Source organism: Pseudomonas sp. FP603, from assembly GCF_030687415.1.
Lineage (GTDB): Bacteria > Pseudomonadota > Gammaproteobacteria > Pseudomonadales > Pseudomonadaceae > Aquipseudomonas > Aquipseudomonas wuhanensis.
Window position 1 is genome coordinate 2,301,430 of record NZ_CP117431.1, and the last position, 16,407, is coordinate 2,317,836.

A 16,407-nucleotide genomic window follows, 5' to 3' on the forward strand; every position below is an offset into this window, starting at 1 on the left:
CGTAACCCCCATATAATCCAGTCATTATCAGAAGTTGAATTTATGCCGACAATCATTGAGCAACTTCATCAGATGCCGTGGACGGCGGCATTCAGCAATCGTGCTCTGGATAAGGCGCTCAGATACGCCAAGGAGAATCGGGTCAAGATCATCGACCTTGATGATCTGACGGTTAGCGCGACTTGCAAAGGCTCTGAAGGGAATATCTACGAACAGTCCATCGAACTCATTGAATATGAGGACGGTGTGTTCGTGCTGGATTGCAGCTGCTCATGTCCCGTAGTGATCGATTGCAAGCACTGTGCAACGGTCATTTATCATCTGCAAGACGTTCCTGTTGAGTCGAGCGAGAGCTCTGCCCCGGTTCGCCTGAACCGCGATTTGGAACGCTGGCTCAATGATATTCCTCGCGAGGCTCCAGACTGCGATGGAGCTGTGCAGAGTGCCGGCACGTGCTGGGTGTACAAACTCAAAGCCACGTCCACCGCAGGCAAGTGGTTGCTGGAAATTTGCAAGGCTCGTCAGCTCAAGGATGGCCGATTGCAGGACATCAAATCTGTGTTTTCGCCGTCAGATGCGCTGATGCGAGAGCCGGGCTATCTATCAGAGCTTGACCTGCGCATCGCCAGATTGCTGGTCGCAGTCCACTCCTCCCATTCTTACTACAGTGGGTATCCCTTGCAAGGCAGCAGCGGGGCCGAAGTCCTTCAGTTGGCGTTGAAAACTTCACGATTGTTTCTCGATTTCGAGCAACTGCAGCCCTTGGCATTTGGAAAGAAGAGATCTGCGCAGTTTGCCTGGGCTGAACAAGGCAATGGCAGTTTCCGTCCGCAGTGGCGTAGCGATGAAACTTCTGAGGAAACGATTCTGGCGCTGGAGCCTTTATATTATCTGGACCGCGAAAGGATGGAGGTTGGACCGCTGCTGAGTGAGCTGGGCAACAAACTGGCCAGCCACTTGTCTTTGGTTCCCGACATCCCGGCGCGACAGGCGATGCAATTCAGTCATCGGATGAGCGCCGTAACTCGGGTAGCGCCTGCGCCGCACACGTTGACCGAGCGGATCGTCGATGATATTGAGCCCCAGGCTTTCCTGACCCTCGCAACAACCAAGCGTTATACAAACTGGAAATACGAACTGGAGCACCGCGCAGCGCTGGCGTTCACTTACAACGGCCACATGGCCGCGGACAAAAAATCCACGGAAGTATCGGTACTCTTTGGCACCGAAACCCAGCGCATTCAGCGTAAACCGGTTGCCGAAAAAGCCCTGCGTCAGGCGTTGCAAAAACAAGGCTTTAAAAAGGCCACGCGTAAAAGTAATGCGTTACCCGATAGCGCAGGCGAAATGTTCGACTTGCCGGATGAATCGACATGGCTTGCTTTTGTGCAATCCGGGGTGCCGGCGCTCAGAGAGGCCAATTGGCAGATCAGTATTACTGACGGCTTTCATTTCAATTTGCAGTCCGTAGAAGAGTGGTATGCCGATATTGAGGAATCGCCGGGCCGCGAATGGTTCGATCTGCAATTGGGGATCGTGGTCAATGGCGAGCGCCACAGCCTGCTGCCGATTCTGCTGCATTTGTTACGCAATCAGCCACAGTTGATGAGCCCGGCTGAGCTAACCCGACGCGACGATAACGATCAGGTATTGATCGATCTCAATAGTGGGCAGTTAGGAGCGAAACCAGGTACGAAAGTCGCCCTGCCTCTCGGGCGGATCAAGCCATTAATGGCCACGCTCGGCGAGTTGTATTTGAGCGTAAGCAGCGGGAATTCGTTGCGCCTGAATGCTCTTGATGCGGCGCGGTTGAGTGAGCTCGAAAGTCTGCCACTGGTATGGCAGGGCGGTGAGCGTTTGCGCACTTTCGCGAAACGCTTGCGTGAATCGACTCACGCACACGTTGCTGCCCCAGAAGACCTCAATGCGGTGCTGCGGCCGTACCAGCTCGAAGGCCTGAACTGGATGCAGACCCTTCGCGAGCTGGAAGTCGGCGGTATTCTCGGCGACGACATGGGCTTGGGGAAAACGCTGCAAGCCCTGACTCATTTACTACTGGAAAAACAGGCGGGACGTCTCGACCGCCCGGCACTTGCCGTGATGCCTACCAGCCTCATCCCCAACTGGCTCGACGAAGCGGCACGCTTCACTCCGCAACTAAAAGTCCTGGCGCTCCATGGGGCTGGACGGCAAAACGATTTTGCTAACCTTGCCGAATACGACCTGGTGTTGACGACTTACGCATTGCTACCGCGCGATCTGGAGGTTTTGCAGCCTCAGGTCTGGAGCGTGCTGATTCTCGATGAGGCACAGAACATCAAGAACCCGGTCAGTAAAGCAGCTCAGGCAGCCCGACAATTAGAGGCTCGGCAGCGTTTGTGCCTGTCTGGCACCCCACTGGAAAACCACTTGGGTGAGTTGTGGTCACTGTTTCACTTTTTACTGCCCGGTTGGCTCGGCGACAGTAAAACCTTCAATCGCGACTATCGCACACCGATCGAGAAACACGGCAATAGCGAGCGGATGCAACACCTGACGGCCCGAATAAAACCCTTTCTGCTACGCCGCAAGAAAGAACAGGTTGCTACCGAATTGCCTCCCAAAACCGAGATCGTGCATTGGGTCGACCTTAGCGATGGGCAGCGGGACGTGTATGAAACCGTGCGTGTGGCAATGGACAAGAAGGTGCGCGATGAGATTGCCCGCAGCGGCGTCGGGCGCAGTCAGATCATCATCCTCGACGCTTTGCTCAAGCTGCGTCAGGTGTGCTGCGATCTGCGATTGATCAAAACGACGCTGACGGCAAAAGCTCTTCGCTCAGGCAGCGGAAAGCTGGTCAGCTTGATGGAGATGCTTGAAGAGTTGCTCAGCGAAGATCGCAAGATTTTGCTGTTCTCGCAGTTCACCTCGATGCTCGCGTTGATTGAGCAGGAGCTGCAGCAACGCGGCATTGGTTACTCGTTATTGACCGGCGACACCATGGATCGGCGCACACCGGTAAAAGATTTTCAGAGTGGCAAGGTGCCGTTGTTCCTGATTAGCCTGAAGGCTGGAGGGACCGGTCTCAATTTGACGGCGGCAGATACGGTGATTCACTTCGATCCATGGTGGAACCCGGCAGTAGAAAACCAGGCGACCGACCGAGCCTACAGAATTGGTCAGGACAAACCGGTATTCGTCTACAAGATGATTGCCCGCGGTACGGTCGAAGAAAAAATACAAGCGCTTCAGCAGGAGAAGGCGGCGTTGACCGGGGCCGTGCTCGAAGGTGGAGCGAGTGGGGGGTGGAAGCTTGAACAGAGTGATATTGAGGCGCTGTTCGCGCCTTTGCCCGATCCCAAATCCTGATAGCTGATCTCTTCAGTGGGGCCGCAGTGACGCCTTCGCGGGCAAGCCTAGCTCCCACAGGTACAGTGATTTCCTGTAGGAGTGAGGCTTGCCCGCGAAGGCGCGTCGAGATATCGACGCTACCTATCAATTTTTTCCGGCAACGGCGCAAACAACGCCTCGATATCATCACTCTGCAACTTCCAGTCCCCGGTTTTGCGCCCATCCAGCACGCCTGCGGCAAGATCGGATTTTTCCTTCTGCAAATGCTGAATTTTCTCTTCCACCGTGCCTCTGGCAATCATCTTGTAGACGAATACCGGCTTCTCCTGACCAATGCGATACGCACGATCAGTCGCCTGATTTTCCGTCGCAGGGTTCCACCAAGGGTCATAGTGAATCACCGTATCCGCTTCGGTCAGGTTCAGTCCTACGCCACCAGCCTTCAGGCTGATCAGAAAGATCTGACGCTTGCCACTCTGGAACTCCTTCACCGGCGTGCGTCGGTCGCGGGTTTGTCCGGTCAGGATCGCATACGCCACGCCACGCTTTTTCAGCTCGTCCTCGATCAGCGACAGCATTGAGGTGAACTGCGAAAACAGCAGAATTCGCCGACCTTCTTCGAATAACTCCTCCAGCATTTCCATCAGGCTATCGAGCTTGCCGGAAGTGCTGCCGCGTGCGGGCAGGGCAGCATCGTTGACCAGACGCAAATCGCAGCACACCTGACGCAGCTTCAGCAGGGCTTCAAGAATGATGATCTGACTGCGCGCCACGCCCTTGCGGGTGATTTCGTCGCGGACTTTTTTGTCCATGGCCAGGCGCATGGTTTCGTACACGTCGCGCTGGGCTTCGTTGAGTTCGATCCAATGGATGATCTCGGTTTTCGGCGGCAGTTCGGTGGCCACCTGTTCCTTGGTTCTGCGCAGCAGGAACGGTTTTATCCGACCGTTGAGGTGCTGAAGTCTTACTTCGCTGGCACGCTTTTCTATCGGTACGCGGTAATCGCGGTTGAAGCTTTTCACGTCACCGAGCCAGCCGGGCAGCAGGAAGTGGAACAGCGACCACAACTCGCCCAGATGGTTTTCCAGTGGCGTGCCGCTCAGGCACAGACGCTGGCGAGCATTCAGCTCACGGGCTGCATGTGCGGCCTTGCTGTTGGGGTTCTTGATGTACTGCGCTTCATCCAGCACCAGTACATGAAACGGTTGCGCGGCCAGGCGTTCGACGTCCTTGGGCAGCAGCGCATAGGTGGTCAGAATCAGGTCGTAATCGGCCAGGTGCTCGAAATGCTTTTTGCGGCTGGCACCGTACAGCGCCAGCACTTTGAGCTGCGGCGTGAAGTGCGCCGCTTCGTCGAGCCAGTTGGGGATCAGGCTGGTGGGCATGACCACCATGCACGGCCGATCAAGGCGCCCGGCGTTCTTCTCGCTAAGAATGTGCGCCAGGGTCTGTAGGGTTTTGCCCAGACCCATGTCGTCCGCGAGAATCCCGCCGACTTCCAGTTGCCGCAACGACTGCATCCAGCTCAGGCCTTCCAGCTGATACGGGCGCAAGGTGGCATTCAAGCCTTCGGGTGCCACCGCGGTATGGTCCTTGATATCGCGCAGGCGTTGGGCAAAGGTGCGGATCTGCTCGCCACCTTCCCAGAGCAACGGCAGGCCTTCCAGCGGATTCAGTCGCGTGGCGTCGGCCTTGCTCAGGCGCAGCGTGGTTTCGCCGGGCTCTTGCAGATAAAACTCGCCGAGGGTGGCCAGCACCGGCTTCAAGCGGCCGAAGGGCAGGGCGACCTGCAACGGGCCTTGGTCGGTGCTGCGGCGCTGCGGGATGTTCACCAGAATCAGTTCATCGTCACGACGTCGGGCGAGCCGTTCCGGGTTGAGGATCTCGGTGTGGGAGCGCATCAGGTTCAACAGGATTGGCAGCAGGCTAAGCCGTTCGCCGTTGACGATGATTCCCAGTTCCAGATCAAACCAGTCGCGCTCCGGTGCCTGCTCGACGGTGGCGTACCAGTCGTCCACGGCCGTCAGGTCGAAGCCGAAATCCTCGTCGATCTGCAGCTCCCACCCCTGGGTGCGCAGCTTCGGCAGCTCATTGAGGGTGAAGGTCAGCCAGGCGCTGTCGTTGACCATCTCGTAGAGTTCGCCGGCACTTTCCGGCAAGGCCTTGCTTTGTCGGGTGGCGATCTTGAAACCGAGGATTCGCAACTGTTCCCTGTAGGCCTGTTCGACTTCCGGGTGACGTTTTATCCGTAACGTCTGCGTCTCTTGGCGAATCAGGATGTCAGTGTTTTTCTGTCCGCTGACGTATTCATCCAGATAGCTGAAGGACAGCGCCGCGCGATGCTGGATGTACCGCTGCATTTTGCCGTTGCGCGGTTCGAAGGCGCTGAACTCAATGCTCGCCAGCCACAGGCGCGGCACCGGCTGCACGTTGTCCACCAAGACTTGCGGCGGCGCTTTCGGGCTACGGTTTTCCAGGACGGCCTGAAGTTTTTCCAGCAGTTCAGCGTCTTTGGCGGCCGCCGGATACGCAAGGGTTTCCTGCACTTGCAGCAACACTGCAGCGCAATGTTTGCAGTTGCTGTGAACCGGGCAGGTGCACGTGGCGTCGATCATCAGCAAGGTGCCTTTGGCCGACTCGCGCAGGCGAATGGTCTGACGGTAAACGTTACCGCCAGAGCCTTCGCAACTGGCGGTGATGGTGGCATCGCCGACTTCGACGATCCTGACGCGGTTTTCCAGTGCGTAGCGACGGCCACGCTCCAGGCTCTGTTCTTTGAATCGGCTGACCCAGGATGTTGCCAGGGGTTTGCTCAGGGTCGGAGGCATAAAGGCGTCAATCAGTCCGGAATTACATCAGGGACTGGCCGAGGCGCAGGGGCGGTCAGCGAAGTGATCTTGATCAGCAGGCCCAGATGGCCGTTATCGAGGAAGTTCAGTTGGCCGTTTTTGGTGTGGCTTTCCTGTTTCAGGCGTTCGCTGGCGGTAACCAGGCCGTTGGCATCGATCTGGTTGACCCAGAAATCGGCGTCAACGTCGGTGAAGCGCCCCAGTTTCAGGCTTAGCGTGCCCTCGATCGGGTACTGGCCAAACTGCTCCTTGCCCTCGCTGATCGCAACTTTGCTGGCTTCTTCACCCAGGTTCTGTTGCCAGGCCTTGTGCAGTAACACCGTGTAGTTGTTGCTGGCGCTGAGTTTTTCCACTTCAGCATTCAGGCTCGGCGTGCGAAAGCTGTCGGGGCTGATACGTTGGGCGCCGGCATCCCAGTCCTCCGGTGCGGCGCGGCTGACGATGGCGGGCACGGCATTTTGCCGTACCAGAATCATTTCAACCTGATACAGATCATCGGCAGACGCCGTCGAGGCGAGCAGAGACATCAACAACGTCGTCAACAAGGTCAGTGAGCGAAACAGGCGCATGCGGCGTCCTTCAAGCAGTGGTCGGAATGAGGCGCTCGAATAGCGCCTCTACAGTATTAAAGCGTTCTTCCGGGCGCTCCATCGGCACGAGGAATTTGAACATCGTGGCGCCTTCGAATTTGTAGCGTTTGGGCTGGCTCTGGATCAACTTGATCAGTGTCAGCGGGTCAACCGGTGTCTGCGCCGCGAACTCGATACGACCACCTTGCGGGCCGCCGTCGACTTTCTTGATGCCCAGTTGTTCGGCCTGCAATTTCAGCGCCGTGATCCGCACCAGGTTTTTGGTCGGCTCCGGCAGCAGACCGAAACGGTCAATCATCTCCACTTGCAGGTCCTTGAGGCCTTCCTCGTCGGTGGCCGAGGCAATGCGTTTGTAGAGAATCAGTCGAGCATGAACATCCGGCAGGTAGTCCTCGGGAATCAACGCCGGTACACGCAGATTGACTTCGGGACCACCGCCCAACGGTTGATCGAGGTTCGGCTGTTCGCCCTTGCGGATCGACTTCACCGCGCGCTCGAGCATTTCCATGTACAGGGTGAAGCCGACGGCCTGGATCTGCCCGCTCTGCCCGTCGCCCAGCAGTTCGCCGGCACCACGGATTTCCAGGTCGTTGGTGGCGAGCACGAAGCCCGCGCCGAGGTCCTGGGTATTGGCAATCGCTTCGAGGCGCTTTTCCGCGTCGGGAGTGATTTGCTGGCGCGGCGGTGTCAGCAGGTAAGCATACGCCTGGTGGTGGCTGCGACCGACGCGGCCACGCAACTGGTGCAACTGCGCCAGACCGAACTTGTCGGCACGCTCGATGATGATGGTGTTGGCGCTCGGCACGTCGATGCCGGTCTCGATGATGGTCGAGGCGATCAGCACGTTGAAGCGCTTGTGATAGAAGTCGCTCATCACTTGTTCGAGTTCACGTTCGCGCATCTGTCCATGGCCGATGCCGATCCGCGCTTCCGGCACCAGTTCGGCGAGGTCGGCGGCGCATTTCTCGATGGTCTTCACGTCGTTGTGCAGGTAGTAGACCTGACCGCCACGCAGCAACTCACGGAGCAGGGCCTCTTTGACCGTGCTCTTGTTCTGCTCCATGACGAATGTGCGCACCGACAGGCGACGGGCCGGTGGCGTGGCGATGATCGACAGGTCGCGCATGCCCGACACCGCCATGTTCAGCGTGCGCGGAATCGGTGTAGCGGTCAGCGTCAGGATGTCGACTTCACTGCGCAGTGCTTTGAGCTGTTCTTTCTGACGGACACCGAAACGGTGCTCTTCGTCGATGATCACCAGCCCGAGGTTTTTGATCTTCACGTCGTCTTGCAGCAGCTTGTGTGTGCCGATGACGATGTCGATCTTGCCTTCGGCCAAGTCCGCGACCGCGGCATTGACTTCCTTGGTCGACTTGAAGCGGCTCATCACTTCCACGGTCACCGGCCAGTCGGCAAAGCGGTCGCGGAAACTGTTGTAGTGCTGCTGGGCGAGCAGGGTGGTCGGCACCAGAATCGCCACCTGACGACCGCCGTGCACCGCGATGAACGCCGCGCGCATGGCCACTTCGGTCTTGCCGAAACCGACGTCGCCGCAAACCAGACGATCCATCGGTTTCGGTGCGAGCATGTCGGCGCGCACCGCTTCGATGGTGGTCTGCTGGTCCGGGGTTTCTTCGAACGGGAAACCGGCGCTGAAGGTCGCGTAATCGGCTTTCGGGTCGGCGAAGGCATAACCCTCGCGAGCGGCGCGACGGGCATAAATGTCGAGCAACTCGGCGGCCACGTCGCGCACTTGTTCGGCGGCTTTGCGTTTGGCTTTCTGCCAGGTCTCGGAGCCGAGGCGGTGCAGCGGTGCCAGGGCATCGTCGCTTCCGGTATAACGAGCGATCAAATGCAGGTTGGCTACCGGGACGTACAGCTTGGCGTTCTCGGCATATTCAAGGGTCAGGAATTCGGCGGCTTGGTTGTCGATTTCCAGGATCGTCAGCCCCAGATAACGGCCGACACCATGATCGATGTGCACCACCGGCGCGTTCTCGCGCAGCTCGGTGAGGTTTTTGATCACTGCATCGTTGTTGGCGTCAGCACGTTTCTCGCGACGACGGCGCTGCATTACGCGCTGACCGAACAACGGGCTTTCAGCGATCAGGGCCAGGGCTGGATCGTCCAGCAGCAGACCTTCGTCGAGCGGCGCGATGGTGATCGCCAAGCGCTCCTTGCTCGCAACAAAGTCTGGCCAGCTGTCGACGGTTTTCGGTCGCAGCTTCAGGCGTTCCAGCAATTCCAGCAGCACTTCACGACGGCCCGCGGACTCGGCGGTAAACAGCACTCGGCCAGGGAATTCGTCGAGGAAACCGGCCAGCGCCGCCAACGGTTGAGTGGCCTTGGCTTCGATGGCCAGGTTCGGCAGCGGCTGAGCCGGGAAGCGCTCGCGACCGACACCGGTTTCAACGTCCTGCTGACTGGCAACCACACGGGGCCAGCTCTTCAGGCGGGCAAAGCAGTCCTCCACCGGCAAGAACAGCTCGGCCGGTGGCAATAAAGGACGGGATGGATCGACGCGGCGCTCTTCATAGCGATTGCGCACGTCGTTCCAGAAATTCTCCGCCGCCTGTTCAATGCCCGGCAAAGAGAACACTTGTGTGTCCTGAGGCAGGTAATCGAACAGCGTGGAGGTTTCGTCGAAGAACAGCGGCAAGTAGTACTCGATACCGGCCGGTGTAATCCTGCTGCTCAAATCCTGAAAGATCGGGCAGCGACGGAAGTCGACATCGAAACGCTCACGGAAGCGCGCCTTGAAGCGGGTGACCGCGTCCTTTTGCAGCGGGAACTCCCGCGCCGGCAGCAGGCGAACAGTGCCCACCTTGTCGATGGAGCGCTGGTTTTCCGGATCGAAGGTACGCAGGGTTTCGATTTCGTCGTCGAACAGATCGATACGGAAGGGCAATTTGCTGCCCATCGGGAACAGATCGATCAGCGAGCCGCGCACGGTGAATTCGCCGTGCTCATAGACAGTATCGACGTAACGATAGCCGCTGGCCTCAAGCCTGCTGCGCATTTGCTCGACATCAAGCTTCTGGCCGACATCCAGCACCAGGCTGCTGCCGAGCAGGAATTTGGTCGGCGCCAGGCGGTGCAGGGCCGTGGTAATTGGCACGACCAGCACGCCATGCTCCAGCTCCGGCAACCGATACAGGCTGGAGATGCGCTGAGAGATGATGTCCTGGTGTGGCGAGAACAGGTCGTAGGGCAGGGTTTCCCAGTCGGGGAAATGCAGGACAGGCAAATCCGGGGCGAAGAAACTCAGCTCCTGTTCCAGCCGTTCGGCACTCTGGCTGTCGGCGGTCAGTAGCAGGGTAAAGCGCTTGGCAGCGCTGGCGGCCTCGGCAATGGCCAGGCTCAGGGCGGCACCGGGCAGGTTGCCCCAGTGCTGTTTACCTGCCGCGGCAGGGAGAAGCGGTAGACGCAGAACGGGCACGGAAGGTTGAGCTCCAAGCGTTGCGACAAAGTCGACAATTGTAACGGCCTCAGGTGCCGGCTGTCAGTTGCAGATATGTCTATTACGCGGGTTGGGCAAAATGTAGTGGTAATGACAAAATCGAGTGGTTTTTTAGTGAAAATTGCTGATTATGTAGTGGCAAAACGAACGCGTGTTACGGATGGTTACGGACAAGGCGGCGATATCTCCAAAAAATTGACGATGCTGGAGGCCCCGGTTTTACTGGGCTGGGGCTGGGCGTAATTTTTTTGAACGGGATTTTGTTACCGTCCGTGCGACAGGCGCGCATTGCTACGGGAGGCAGTCGGCGGCATAATGTAGCCCCTTTTTTCAGCCCCTACATGTGGAAGGTTCCCGTGACTCAGAAGCCCGACCAGTGTCTTGGTGAATGGATCGACCGTGAAGCACTCGCAGAAGCGATGATTCCGCTTATCGGTCAGCTCTACCGCAATAACAATGTGGTGAGCTCGATCTATGGCCGCAGTCTGATCAACCAGTCTGTCATCGCGATCCTCAAAGCTCACCGCTTTGCTCGCCATCGCCAGTCCGATGACAGCGAATTGTCCGTCCACGAAACATTCCCGCTGCTCAAGGCAATGAGCGAGCTCAAGCTCGGCGCTGCTTCGGTAGACCTGGGCAAGCTGGCCGTCAAATTCAAAGCCGAAGGCAATGGCCGTACCGCCGAAGCGTTCGTCCGTGACGAACTGGCTGATGTGGTCGGCAAGCAGAATGGTTCCGGCCGTACCGGCACCGACGTTGTCCTGTACGGCTTCGGTCGTATCGGTCGTCTGCTGGCGCGCATCCTGATTGAGAAAACCGGTGGTGGCGACGGCCTGCGTCTGCGTGCCATCGTTGTCCGCAAGGGCGCCGAGAACGATCTGGTCAAGCGTGCCAGCCTGCTGCGTCGCGACTCGGTGCACGGTTCGTTCAATGGCACCATCACTATTGATGAAGCCAACAACACCATTACCGCGAACGGCAACCTGATCCAGGTTATCTACGCGAAGAACCCGACTGAAGTGGACTACACCCAGTACGGCATCAAAAATGCCTTGCTGGTGGACAACACCGGTGTATGGCGTGACGCCGACGGCCTGGGCCAGCATCTGGCATGCCCGGGTATCGACCGCGTTGTTCTGACCGCGCCTGGCAAAGGCAAGTTGAAGAACATCGTTCACGGCATCAACCACGGTGAAATCACCGCTGAGGACAAGATCGTGTCCGCCGCTTCCTGCACCACCAACGCCATCGTGCCGGTGCTGAAGGCTGTGAATGACAAGTTCGGCATCATCAACGGTCACGTCGAAACCGTTCACTCGTACACCAACGACCAGAACCTGATCGACAACTTCCACAAGGGCGATCGTCGTGGCCGTAGCGCCGCGTTGAACATGGTGATCACCGAGACTGGTGCTGCCACCGCTGCCGCCAAGGCACTGCCTGAGCTGGCCGGCAAGCTGACCGGTAACGCGATCCGTGTTCCGACGCCGAACGTGTCGATGGCCATTCTCAACCTGAACCTTGAGAAAGCTGCCACCCGTGAAGAGATGAACGAGTACCTGCGCTACATGGCGCTGCACTCCGATCTGCACAAGCAAATCGACTACGTTAATTCGCAGGAGGTGGTTTCCACCGACTTCGTTGGCTCGCGCCACGCAGGCGTTGTGGACGCTGAAGCGACCATCGTTCAGGACAACCGCGTTGTTCTGTACGTCTGGTACGACAACGAGTTCGGTTACAGCTGCCAGGTAGTCCGCGTGATGGAAGACATGGCCGGTGTAAACCCGCCAGCATTCCCGCGCTAAGCCTTAGCCGCACATGAAAGCGCCCCGACTTTGGTCGGGGCGTTTTTGTTTATGCGGTTTGTCAGTTGTAGGTGTGTTGTTTATGCGGGGCCTCATCGCGGGCAAGCCCGCTCCCACATGTTTTGGTGGTGGTTTCGCAATGGTGGGAGCGCCGCAGAACCCTGTGGGAGCGGGCTTGCCCGCGATGGCGATTTATCAGGCACCGCCGACCACTGCCGCTTGCGCAGTCCGCAGTTCATGTCGATTGCCTTTGAACAGCACCAGCGTCGCAATCAACCCCAGCACCGCCGCGGCACTGAGCCAGATCCCCGGCGCCGCCTTGTTGTCCAGCACATGGATCAGATACGTACAGGCCGCCGGTGTGAAACCACCAAAGGTCGCGGTCGCGAGGCTGTAGGCAAGGGAGAAACCGGTCGTGCGAACTTCCACCGGCATGATCTCGGTCAGGGCCACCACCATGGCGCCGTTGTAGGAGCCATACAGGAACGACAGCCACAACTCGACGATCAGCAGGTGGCTGAAGCTCGGGTTCGCCACCAGCCATGACAGCGCTGGATAAGCCGTGAGGATCGCCAGAATCGTCGCCGCCAACAGCAGGGGTTTGCGCCCGATCCTGTCAGACACAGAGCCCATCACCGGCAGCCAGAAGAAGTTCGACAGGCCAATGCACACGGTCACCAGCAACGTATCCAGATCCGACAGATGCAGTTCGGCTTTGCCAAAGGTCGGGGTGTAGGCGGTGATCAAGTAGAACGACACCGTGGTCATCACCACCAGCGCCATGCCGGCGAGGACGATGCCGAAGTTCTGACCAATCGAGCGAACAATGTCCTGCAGGGTAGGGCGGTGCTTACGCGCCTGGAATTCCGGGGTTTCTTCCAGCGAGCGGCGAATCACGAAGATCGCCGGCACAATCATACAGCCGATCAGGAACGGCACGCGCCAGCCCCATTCGCCCATTTCTTCCGGGCTGAGCCAATGGTTCAAACCCACCCCGAGCAGGCCAGCGAAGACCACCGCGGCTTGCTGACTGGCGGACTGCCAGCTGACGAAGAAGCCTTTACGGCCTGGTGTGGAGATTTCGGCGAGGTACACCGACACACCGCCCAGCTCCACGCCCGCCGAGAAGCCTTGCAACAGGCGACCAAGCAATACGATCAGCGGCGCCGCGACACCCAGCGTCGCGTAACCCGGCACGCACGCAATCAATAGTGTGCCGGCGGCCATCATCGCCAATGTGATGATCAGGCCTTTGCGGCGGCCGTGACGGTCGATGTAAGCCCCGAGGAAAATCGCCCCCAACGGACGCATCAGGAAGCCGGCGCCGAAAGTGGCCAAAGACAGCATCAGGGAAGCGAAAGCGCTGTCGGCAGGGAAGAAGGTTTTTGCAATGGCCGTGGCGTAAAAGCCGTAGACCATGAAGTCGAACATCTCCAGGAAGTTTCCGCTGACGACGCGAAAAATTGCTTTGCCGTTGCTCGTGTTGGAAGGCATTTGTAGGTACTCACGCTGGTAAATCTTGTTTGAAAACGCTGCACCTGTGGGAGCCTGCTCGCGATAGCGGTGACCGGACTTACGATTGCTTCGCAATCGGACGGGGGCAAGCCCCTCGCCACACAGGCTCGCTTCCACAGGTTTTGCGTCTGGCTGACGGGCGCTGGCAGACCTCGCTCTCATGCGCTCTGAGGCCCATAATGGCGGGCGCGGTTTTGAGGGGAGATGAAGATTTGTTAACTGGACGGTGGAGTGGACTTGTGGTGCTGGCCGGCGTTTTGTCCGGTTGCGGCAACGGCGACAGCCTGGAACGCTTCGATGGCCCGACCATGGGCAGTCGTTATTCCATTCAATACGTAAGACATTCCTCCACGCCCGGGCCGAAAGCGGTGCAGGCCGAAGTAGAAAGTATCCTCGCCGAAGTGGATCGACAATTCTCGACCTATCGCAGCGACTCGGACACCGTACGCTTCAACGCATTGCCGGCCGGTCGCTGTCAGTTCATGCCTGGCCCTGTGCTCGAATTGATCCGTGTGGGCGAGAAGTTGTCATCCCAAAGCGACGGCTCCTTCGATTTGACGGTGGAGCCGTTGCTCAACCTTTGGGGATTCGGTCCGCAGGCGCGAGAGGAAAAAGTTCCGAGTGCCGAAGCGCTCGCCGAGGTGCAGCAACGCGTCGGCCACAGCCACTTGCGCATCGACGGTGATCAGTTGTGTAAGGATGCCGCGGTGGAAGTTGACTTCAACAGTCTCGCCGCTGGCTATGCTGTCGACCGGATCGCCGGCAGGCTCGAGGCCTTGGGTATCGACAGTTACCTCGCTGAAGCCACTGGAGAGCTCAAGGCTACGGGGCACAAGCCCGATGGTTCGGCCTGGCACGTCGCCCTGGAAGAGCCCCGCGATGACCAACAAGTGGCCAAACGCATCATCGCCGTCGACGGCTACGGTGTGTCCACGTCCGGCGACTACCGTAATTATTTTCAGCAAAACGGCCAGCGCTATTCCCACACCTTCGATGCCCGCACCGGTGCACCGGTCCTACACACCCTGGCGTCAGTCACAGTGATTCATCCTTCAGCGTTAATGGCCGATGGCCTATCGACGCTGTTGCTGATTCTCGGTCCTGAACGGGGTTGGGACTATGCCGAAACCCATGACATTGGTGCATTCTTTGTGATTCGTGCCGATACAGGTTTCGTCATCCGCACCAATCAGGCTTTTGAGCGCCTGGCGGGTGAGAAAACCAAGTGATTGCGGGATCAAAAGCATTTTTGATGGCGTTGTAGTGCAGGCAAAACTAGCCTACGACGCGACCAAGGGTTAATGTGCCCGGCGTTGACGCTTCTATAGACTGTGTCCGGGTTCTGTACTGGCCCCAAATTGTTCCTTCACGCCGCAGATCGGCGTGATTTAGCTGCAGGTGCCGAGGGCGCCGCGGCCTGTTCTGAGGAGTACGCATGGCTGTCTACAACTACGATGTGGTGGTGTTGGGTTCCGGCCCGGCGGGAGAAGGCGCGGCAATGAACGCCGCCAAGGCAGGGCGCAAGGTGGCGATGGTCGATAGCCGTCGCCAGGTCGGCGGCAACTGCACCCACCTGGGCACCATCCCGTCCAAGGCCTTGCGTCACTCGGTCCGGCAGATCATGCAGTTCAACACCAACCCGATGTTCCGGGCCATTGGTGAGCCGCGCTGGTTCTCGTTCCCGGACGTTTTGAAAAGCGCCGAAAAAGTCATCTCCAAACAAGTCGCCTCGCGTACCGGCTACTACGCCCGTAACCGTGTCGACGTGTTCTTCGGTACCGGCAGCTTCGCCGACGAGCAAACCATCGAAGTGGTCTGCGCCAACGGCGTGGTTGAAAAACTGGTGGCCAAGCACATCATCATCGCTACCGGCTCGCGTCCTTATCGCCCGGCGGACATCGATTTCCATCACCCGCGTATCTACGATAGCGACACCATCCTCAGCCTTGGCCACACCCCGCGCAAACTCATCGTTTACGGCGCTGGTGTTATCGGTTGCGAATACGCCTCGATCTTCAGTGGCCTGGGTGTGCTGGTGGAGCTGGTGGACAACCGCGGTCAGTTGCTGAGCTTCCTCGACTCGGAAATTTCCCAGGCGCTGAGTTACCACTTCAGTAACAACAACATCACGGTTCGTCACAACGAAGATTACGACCGCGTCGAAGGCGTGGACAACGGCGTGATCCTGCACCTCAAGTCCGGCAAGAAGATCAAGGCCGATGCCTTGCTCTGGTGCAACGGCCGTACCGGCAACACCGACCAGCTGGGTCTGGAAAACATCGGCGTGAAGGTCAACAGCCGTGGCCAGATCGAAGTCGACGAAGCCTACCGCACCTGCGTACCGAACATTTACGGTGCCGGTGATGTGATTGGCTGGCCGAGCCTGGCCAGTGCCGCCCACGACCAGGGTCGCTCAGCTGCTGGCAGCATCGTCGATAACAATAGCTGGCGCTTCGTGAATGACGTGCCGACCGGCATCTACACCATTCCGGAGATCAGCTCGATCGGCAAGAACGAGCAAGAGCTGACGCAGGCCAAGGTGCCGTACGAAGTCGGCAAGGCGTTCTTCAAGAGCATGGCGCGTGCACAGATTGCCGGCGAGCCTCAGGGCATGCTGAAAATCCTGTTCCACCGCGAGACCCTGGAAGTGCTGGGCGTTCACTGCTTCGGTTATCAGGCGTCGGAGATCGTGCACATCGGTCAGGCGATCATGAGCCAGCCGGGCGAACTGAACACGCTGAAGTACTTCGTCAACACGACGTTCAACTACCCGACCATGGCCGAAGCCTATCGGGTAGCGGCGTACGATGGCCTCAACCGGCTTTTTTGAGCGGCTCCGGCCGGTGGCCTGAGCCGGC

The 16,407-nt window shown here is 58.6% G+C and carries 9 protein-coding genes; 5 read left to right on the plus strand and 4 right to left on the minus strand.

The features are described 5' to 3' along the window. The first annotated feature begins 42 nt into the window (after positions 1 to 42). On the plus strand, positions 43 to 3,348 hold the full coding sequence (locus tag PSH65_RS10660; RefSeq protein WP_305426969.1) for a DEAD/DEAH box helicase: 3,306 nt from the start codon (positions 43 to 45) through the stop codon (positions 3,346 to 3,348). 119 nt (positions 3,349 to 3,467) lie between these two features. Here the strand turns inward: PSH65_RS10660 and PSH65_RS10665 are convergent, their stop codons facing one another. The 3 genes from PSH65_RS10665 to mfd are packed head-to-tail and all read right to left on the minus strand — an operon-like array spanning position 3,468 to position 10,208. Then, positions 3,468 to 6,158: a DEAD/DEAH box helicase gene (locus PSH65_RS10665; RefSeq protein WP_305426172.1), complete on the minus strand. Its 2,691-nt coding sequence runs from the start codon at positions 6,156 to 6,158 to the stop codon at positions 3,468 to 3,470. An 11-nt stretch (positions 6,159 to 6,169) separates the two neighbouring features. Further along, entirely contained in the window at positions 6,170 to 6,748 is a 579-nt protein-coding gene (locus tag PSH65_RS10670) for a CsiV family protein (protein WP_305426173.1), read from the minus strand. Positions 6,749 to 6,758: 10 nt separating this feature from the next. Next, positions 6,759 to 10,208 (minus strand): transcription-repair coupling factor, encoded by a 3,450-nt coding sequence (mfd, locus tag PSH65_RS10675; protein WP_305426174.1) that lies wholly within the window; start codon positions 10,206 to 10,208, stop codon positions 6,759 to 6,761. Between the two features lie 111 nt (positions 10,209 to 10,319). Here mfd and PSH65_RS10680 point away from each other — a divergent pair, with 111 nt between their 5' ends. Together PSH65_RS10680 and PSH65_RS10685 are read left to right on the plus strand one after the other, a co-directional pair. Continuing rightward, positions 10,320 to 10,472: a hypothetical protein gene (locus PSH65_RS10680; RefSeq protein ID WP_305426175.1), complete on the plus strand. Its 153-nt coding sequence runs from the start codon at positions 10,320 to 10,322 to the stop codon at positions 10,470 to 10,472. Positions 10,473 to 10,570: 98 nt separating this feature from the next. Beyond that, positions 10,571 to 12,034, plus strand: coding sequence for a glyceraldehyde-3-phosphate dehydrogenase (locus PSH65_RS10685; RefSeq protein ID WP_305426176.1), 1,464 nt, complete (start codon positions 10,571 to 10,573; stop codon positions 12,032 to 12,034). A gap of 195 nt (positions 12,035 to 12,229) precedes the next feature. Here PSH65_RS10685 and PSH65_RS10690 read toward each other — a convergent pair whose 3' ends face one another. Continuing rightward, positions 12,230 to 13,528 (minus strand): MFS transporter, encoded by a 1,299-nt coding sequence (locus PSH65_RS10690; RefSeq protein ID WP_305426177.1) that lies wholly within the window; start codon positions 13,526 to 13,528, stop codon positions 12,230 to 12,232. 200 nt (positions 13,529 to 13,728) lie between these two features. Here PSH65_RS10690 and PSH65_RS10695 point away from each other — a divergent pair, with 200 nt between their 5' ends. Then, positions 13,729 to 14,778 (plus strand): FAD:protein FMN transferase, encoded by a 1,050-nt coding sequence (locus PSH65_RS10695; RefSeq protein ID WP_305426178.1) that lies wholly within the window; start codon positions 13,729 to 13,731, stop codon positions 14,776 to 14,778. Between the two features lie 206 nt (positions 14,779 to 14,984). Then, positions 14,985 to 16,379 (plus strand): Si-specific NAD(P)(+) transhydrogenase, encoded by a 1,395-nt coding sequence (gene sthA / locus PSH65_RS10700; protein WP_007907752.1) that lies wholly within the window; start codon positions 14,985 to 14,987, stop codon positions 16,377 to 16,379. Positions 16,380 to 16,407 lie beyond the last annotated feature (28 nt).